General features: G+C 40.2%; 4 protein-coding genes. 1 reads left to right on the top strand and 3 read right to left on the bottom strand.

What is annotated here, in order from left to right; translation table 11 throughout:
- The first annotated feature begins 48 nt into the window (after positions 1 to 48).
- Positions 49 to 945, top strand: a complete 897-nt coding sequence (locus AC1DPQ_RS14760; RefSeq protein WP_477578488.1) for an AraC family transcriptional regulator — start codon at positions 49 to 51, stop codon at positions 943 to 945.
- Positions 946 to 1,369: 424 nt separating this feature from the next.
- Here AC1DPQ_RS14760 and AC1DPQ_RS14755 read toward each other — a convergent pair whose 3' ends face one another.
- The 3 genes from AC1DPQ_RS14755 to AC1DPQ_RS14745 form a co-directional block, all read right to left on the bottom strand.
- Positions 1,370 to 2,449 carry a phytase gene (locus tag AC1DPQ_RS14755; protein WP_477609967.1) on the bottom strand — a complete coding sequence of 360 codons (1,080 nt, stop codon included), beginning with the start codon at positions 2,447 to 2,449 and terminating at the stop codon, positions 1,370 to 1,372.
- A 1-nt stretch (position 2,450) separates the two neighbouring features.
- On the bottom strand, positions 2,451 to 3,710 hold the full coding sequence (locus AC1DPQ_RS14750; protein ID WP_477578485.1) for a right-handed parallel beta-helix repeat-containing protein: 1,260 nt from the start codon (positions 3,708 to 3,710) through the stop codon (positions 2,451 to 2,453).
- A gap of 22 nt (positions 3,711 to 3,732) precedes the next feature.
- Positions 3,733 to 6,186: TonB-dependent receptor domain-containing protein (locus tag AC1DPQ_RS14745; protein WP_477609965.1), on the bottom strand; the 2,454-nt coding region annotated here is incomplete at its 5' end.

Raw genomic sequence — 6,186 nt, 5'->3', positions numbered from 1 at the left:
AGATGATCGAATCTGTTAAGAAATTATTAAAAAACGCTGAACGATTTTATGCAACAAGAGTTACTCAATAAAACTTTTTCAGAAAAAAACCATGAGGAAGCGCTTTCCTTAAATGATGGATTGATGGCAAAAATCCACCATAGTAGCGATCCACATTATTGCAGTTCGGAACCTTTTCGCGTATCGAGTTATGCTTTAATTCTGATCACAAAAGGAAAGATGAACCTCCGGATAAATTTTGTAGAGCATGTATTAAATCAAAGAGATATTCTACTCATTTTTCCACATGCCGTTTATGAGATTAAGAACAACAGTGATGTTTCTTTCATCAGCATCCATTTTAATAAAAATTATTTAAAAACCAAGGGGATATTCTTTAATAGCGGAGAAGCTTACAGAATGTTCCAGAACGATCCTACTCATAAATTTTCATTATCAAAAGAAGAATACACATTCATTTACTATGACATGCTTGCGCTGCACAAAAAACTGAATGTACCTAAAGACACCCCGCAGATTAAAAATATTGTGCACAATAGCTTCCTAGAGCTTTTGTACGACATCTTTTTGCTAAAGAATAAACGGAAAGATCCGATACCTTTTGCTCATGATAGCAAGACAGAACTTACCAATCGGTTTTTATCGCTGGTATCGGAAAACTTTAAGAAGGAAAAACGTGTAATTTATTATGCCAACTGTTTACGCATCACGCCAAGGCATTTATCACAGGTTGTTAAACAAGTAACCGACAGAACAGCGGGGGAAGTTATTGATGAAATGGTGATCAGGGAGGCGAAACTACTGTTAACCAGCCATGTTATGAACATCTCGGAGGTGGCTATGGAACTGCGCTTTAGCAACTCCTCTTTTTTTGGAAAGTATTTCAAAAAACAGACGGGCATTACCCCGTCTGAGTATAAATTATCGAATAATATTGCGGTATAGATCAATCTCATCAGACTGCTAATTACCTTCGGTGAGCTCGCTTAAAGCTCGGTTTACTTCGTAGCTTTCCGTTTCACTACAGGTCAGGGTGACGACCGCAACTGGAGACATCTCGTAGGCGTTGTCAGTCTGAGCCTGTCGAAGACCTTTGCTGGCAGCAGCTCCACTAGTCGAAAACAAAAAACATTTACCCTTCGACAGGCTCAGGATGATAATACTTTTTTGGTTTTTCGTTAACTTAACTACATTAGTTGCCCACCTGCAACGGGCAGGGGTTTGTTATACCCATAATAGTAGTACTACTTATGCCTCCTAAACCTGATCAAAGCGGGATGCCAATTTCCTTCAAATTGGCAGAAGCGGGAGCAGGACTGAACCGCCCTAAATGCTCCTGCAATTGCTTTCCAAAAAACAAATGTTAATGTTATGGATTTACACTAGTCAATTTTTTACCTGCTATATCTTCCCATCTATAAAAATGAAAGGTTTTATCATCGCTCATAGCCACCAACAAGCCGTGTTTAAAATCAGCGTTTAAAGGAACTGAAACCACATCAATACCATCCGTTTGATTGGCTGAATATTTAATGGTGGTTAACAGTGGGTGTGGATGAGCAGTATTGGATTTAGCCACCCGATCGTACACTTTTAACTGCTTAGCGCCCTGATCGGATACAATGATATATCCCTTATTCCCTGAAGTTTTATAAATGGCAATCCCCTCATTGTCGACAGCAAAATCGCCCTGCCCAAACAGTGCCAGTTCTTTATTCCCTTTGGCCGGGTCGGCATAATACTTGCGTACACCGACCTGCTCATCGCAATAATAAACATACCCCAATTCGTTATCAACAGCAATGGCTTCTATTTCTTTTTTACCACTATACTGACCGAATTTCCGAACCAAATCTGCTTTAACATTGCCTTTTCCGTCATCGGTTAACAGGTATTGCCAAAGATAACCTCCGTTTTTAGGCCCCGTTTTACGACCAACAATTGCATAAATTTTTCCACTTGGATCGGTATACATCGAAATCCCCATCAAATCGCGGTACTCTGCGCCTGTTTCGCCAACAAAAACAGGAATTCCGCCATTATCGATTGCTTTCATATCAGGAAGGGAAAATATCCTTAGTTTATGCGTGTAACGTTCTGTGGTTACGGCAATATCTGTTTTTTTTCCAGTCAACAATAAACCATAGGCAATATCAACGTTGTTTGGGCGCTTTAAGCCTTTTACGGTTTTCGACTTGATGATTTTACCTTTCAGATCGAAAACATATAAGCCACCGCTGCTATCTTTATCGGTACCGATTACCAAAGACTGCGCCGGATCGTTCGGGTTTACCCAGATGGCAGGATCATCAGTATCAAAATCGACAGGATCGGATACGTATAAAGGTTTTACTGCTGTAGTATTTTCGTTTTGCGTACCTCCATTACAAGAAATGGTCAGGCTTAAAATCGCAAAAGCGGCAAGTTTTAATATATTATTATGCTTCATTTTATATTTTAGTTCCGTATGCACCAACAAATGTTGATGGTGAAGGTGAGCTATAGGTGATACCATTTTTCATTGTAATTCCGGTCTGGTGATGGCGGGTAAAGTTGGTGATGCCCTTACCCAAAGCTGGTGAGTTGCCTTGCAGGTGAAAATCCCATGCGGTATTAAAATCGGCATTGGTAACTGCAGTATTTAATGGATAATTCACAAATTTAGGGTCATTTGCTCCGGCAACATTACTAATTACATCGTTTTTACCGCCTACAATATCGCCAGTTGGCTGAAACTGGTTTACAGTGGCCTGATCGAAACCGTAATACCAGTTATTGCTGTAAGCAGAACGGTTATCTTCAGGCTTTTTCGGATCTCTTTTCACACCAAAACGGGTGTTGGCAAAAAGATTATTATACAGATCGGCACGCACTGTACTTTCCAGCCAGATTGATCCGCCTTTCGCTGTTGGTCTTCTCCAGCCTGTATTCACCATCGTATTGTTATAAGCAATAATATACGTTTGGGGCGTTTTATCGCCAGTATTAGATAATTTTAAGGCATTGGTATTGGTGCTATAAACCAAATTATAGGCTATATCAGCCAAACAGCCCGACTTAAAGTTCATGGCCTCTCCTCCTGTTACACCAGTGGTATAAAACACATTATTGGCAAAAATGATTCTTCCACCTTCAATATAAGTACAATCTTCCTGAAAATTTCTGATGGTGCTATTTTGAACCACCAATCTCCCTCTGGCATTGGCAAACCAAAGTGCTGGCAAACTTTCGCCCGCAACAGCCTTGTACAGTCCCATTTTTACCGAAGTAGAAGCATCGGATGTTTTAGCACCACCATATTCTAGAATTACGTGGTCAAGCACCAGTTCCTCGCATGTTGGACCAGCCAAAATGCCACCCCAAAGTTTACCAAACTTGGTTAACGGCGTTTTGTAAAAATCGTTTACTGTAAATTTAATAGGGTTCTCTGTGGTTCCTAAAGCATACAAATTGCCTTTTATAATAATTTCTGGTTTCGCAACTGTATCCATCAATACCGTTACCCCTTCTTCAATCGTAAGCGTTTTCCCTTCCGGGATTACGATATCGCCTTTAATTACCTGCGTACTGCCTTTAGCCCAAACCCCAGAAACCTCACCAATTGCCGAACCATCAACAGCGCTGGTATCTACATCTATATTGGCTTTCTCGCATCCTGCTAAGGCTAACACCACCAGGACCATCAATTTAAAAATCTGATTCGATTTCATGTCTTTATATCTTTAAATTCTATTAATTAAACTTATATCTGAAACCAACTAGGTAGTTTTGGCCATAATAATCACTTCTGATCAATGTATTCCCATTTTTAACGAGGTCTTCGTTGATGTTGTTATTCTCAGGATTTGTACCTTTTATAAATAATTTTGTCGGTGTATTTAAGATGTTATTGGCTTTTACAAAAACACTGATCCCGCCTTTGAAACGTTTCTCGGCTGAAGCATCCATCTGTACGAATCCTTCCTGCCACAAATCGTTATTTAAAAATTGAGAAACCGTGTTAATGCGTGGCCCTGTATAAGCACCTGCAACCTGAACATCCCAGCCTTTTTTAGTGTCTTTAAACAATAACGATAAATTGGCAATATGCGCTGACTGACCGTAAAGCGGGCGTTCCTGGTTAACATTGGCCGGCTCCGTATCTCCGGTAGTACTATTGATAACCCTGGTGGTTTTAAGGGTATTAATGCGCGAATGGGTATAGGTATAATTGGCTTTCAGGCCTATTTTGCTGAAATATTTGATGTAATCTATCTCTGCACCATAATTATTGGCCGTGCCAAAGTTTCCTGGGGTATAATAAGTATCCTGTCCGCGAACGGCATCAGCCAGAAAAGTATATTCAATTGGGTTTTTGATCCGCTTATAAAAAGCACCAACCAACAGTTGTTCTGAAGCACCGGGGAAAAGTTCGTAGCGTAAATCGAAGTTATCGGCCAAAGCGCGTTGCAGGTTCACATTACCACGTTCTATAAAATCTTCGTTCTTTACTCTTCCCGGTACAATTTCATAAAACCCAGGGCGGTTAAGGGCTTTGTAATAAGACGCATGCAACTGGGCTTTTGGACTTAAGAAGTATTTTGCGGTTAAACTGGGCAGCAGATCAGTATAAATCTGATTTCCTTTTGGAAAAGCCTCGCCTGCAGGAAAAAGCAGGTTATAACCCTGATTGGTATGCTCTACCCTTAGCCCTCCTATCACTTCTAATTTGGCCGAATTATATTTAAACATTCCATATCCAGCTGCTATTTTTTCACTTGCATCGTAGGTTAATGCGTTAGCTACTGCTCCAGTAGAATTACTCACCACGAGGTTTAAATCGGTATAACTCTGAAAATTCACACCGTAAAGATCAAATGCATTGGCTGCGCTTGGGGCAAGATTGTAGTTATTAAAGAAACTGCTTCTTTGTTTATCGCGGTATAAACCTCCGGTCATAATATCMAGTTTATGCTCGCCAGCCAAAACCTGGTAAGTCAGATCCAGGTAGCCAGCTAAGTCCTCATCAGTATTACGTTCCCATCTACGGGTAACCGGATTAGTATTGACCAAACTGGTACGTTTGCTTTGAAAATTCTGCTGTATTCCGTTTAAACTGATGCTGGTATTTTCGGGTACATCGTTTTTGGCCGAAGAATAAACCGCCGACCATTGTACTTTAAATTTATCATCAAAGAATTTATGATCGCCATGAAGCGTAGTATTATAAATCTGTTGCTCGGTTAAGCGGCTACGGGTATCATAAACCAATTCTGCATTCCCAGCTGTTGGATTATAAACCCCATTATAGGTGGTGGTTACAGCATCTCTAACCTGCTGGTTTTTTAGGTTAACATATACATTGTATAAACTGATCTGGTGGTCTTTGTTAAAAACATAATCAATTTTTCCATGTAAACCTGTTCGCTGTTGCTGTTCAGAATACTCACGGTAACTTTTGCTGGTAATTTTGGCATAAGGATCGACGCCTACAACAGAATTATTGTAAAAAGTACTGTTGCTACCGCGGTAAGTATTCTGATAACTTCCTGCCAGCACCACCCCTAATTTATTATCCAAAAAGCGTTTACTTAAGGATAAGCTTCCGATTAAATTAGGTGCAGGATTTTTATATTTATAATCGAGTGTGCCTTTGCTAAAATCATTCTGTGTAGCATTATAGTTTTTCCCGTTTATTTCGTAGGGCGATTTATAATTAATACCTGAAGCATTGTAACTGGTAAACTTACGGTCGAAAAACAATTGGCTATAACCTGTAGAAACATTGGCATTTAGCTGCAATAAGCCCGGAGCATTTTTCATCACCATATTAATGGCACCGCCAATGGCATCGCCCTCTAAATTTGGGGTAAGCGTTTTGTACACCTCTAAACGGTCGAGCAAGTCAGAAGGAAAAAGGTCAAGCGGAACATAACGGTAYTTATTATCCGGACTTGGGATTTTCACGCCATTTACCAAAGTATAATTGTAGCGTTTATCCATTCCTCTTAAAATGGCATATTGTCCATCGCCATTGCTATTGCGCTCTATAGATACACCAGAAATACGCTGCATCACATTGGCTACCGTTAAATCCGGTGAAATCTCTATCGACCTTCCTGATACGATATTCATCAGCTGTGGGGCATTTTTTTCCAGGCGCCTTGCACCCTGATCAGTAGAACTAACTGCATTCGACTTGATGGT

The organism is Pedobacter sp. 01T416_2, assembly GCF_056398925.1.
This window is presented reverse-complemented; position numbering and strand designations above follow the sequence as displayed.

Excerpts from the sequence above, each read along its gene's own strand:
- AC1DPQ_RS14750 (WP_477578485.1), bottom strand. The coding sequence starts at position 3,710 with ATGAAATCGAATCAGATTTTTAAATTGATGGTCCTGGTGGTGTTAGCC.
- AC1DPQ_RS14760 (WP_477578488.1), top strand. The coding sequence starts at position 49 with ATGCAACAAGAGTTACTCAATAAAACTTTTTCAGAAAAAAACCATGAG.
- AC1DPQ_RS14755 (WP_477609967.1), bottom strand. The coding sequence starts at position 2,449 with ATGAAGCATAATAATATATTAAAACTTGCCGCTTTTGCGATTTTAAGC.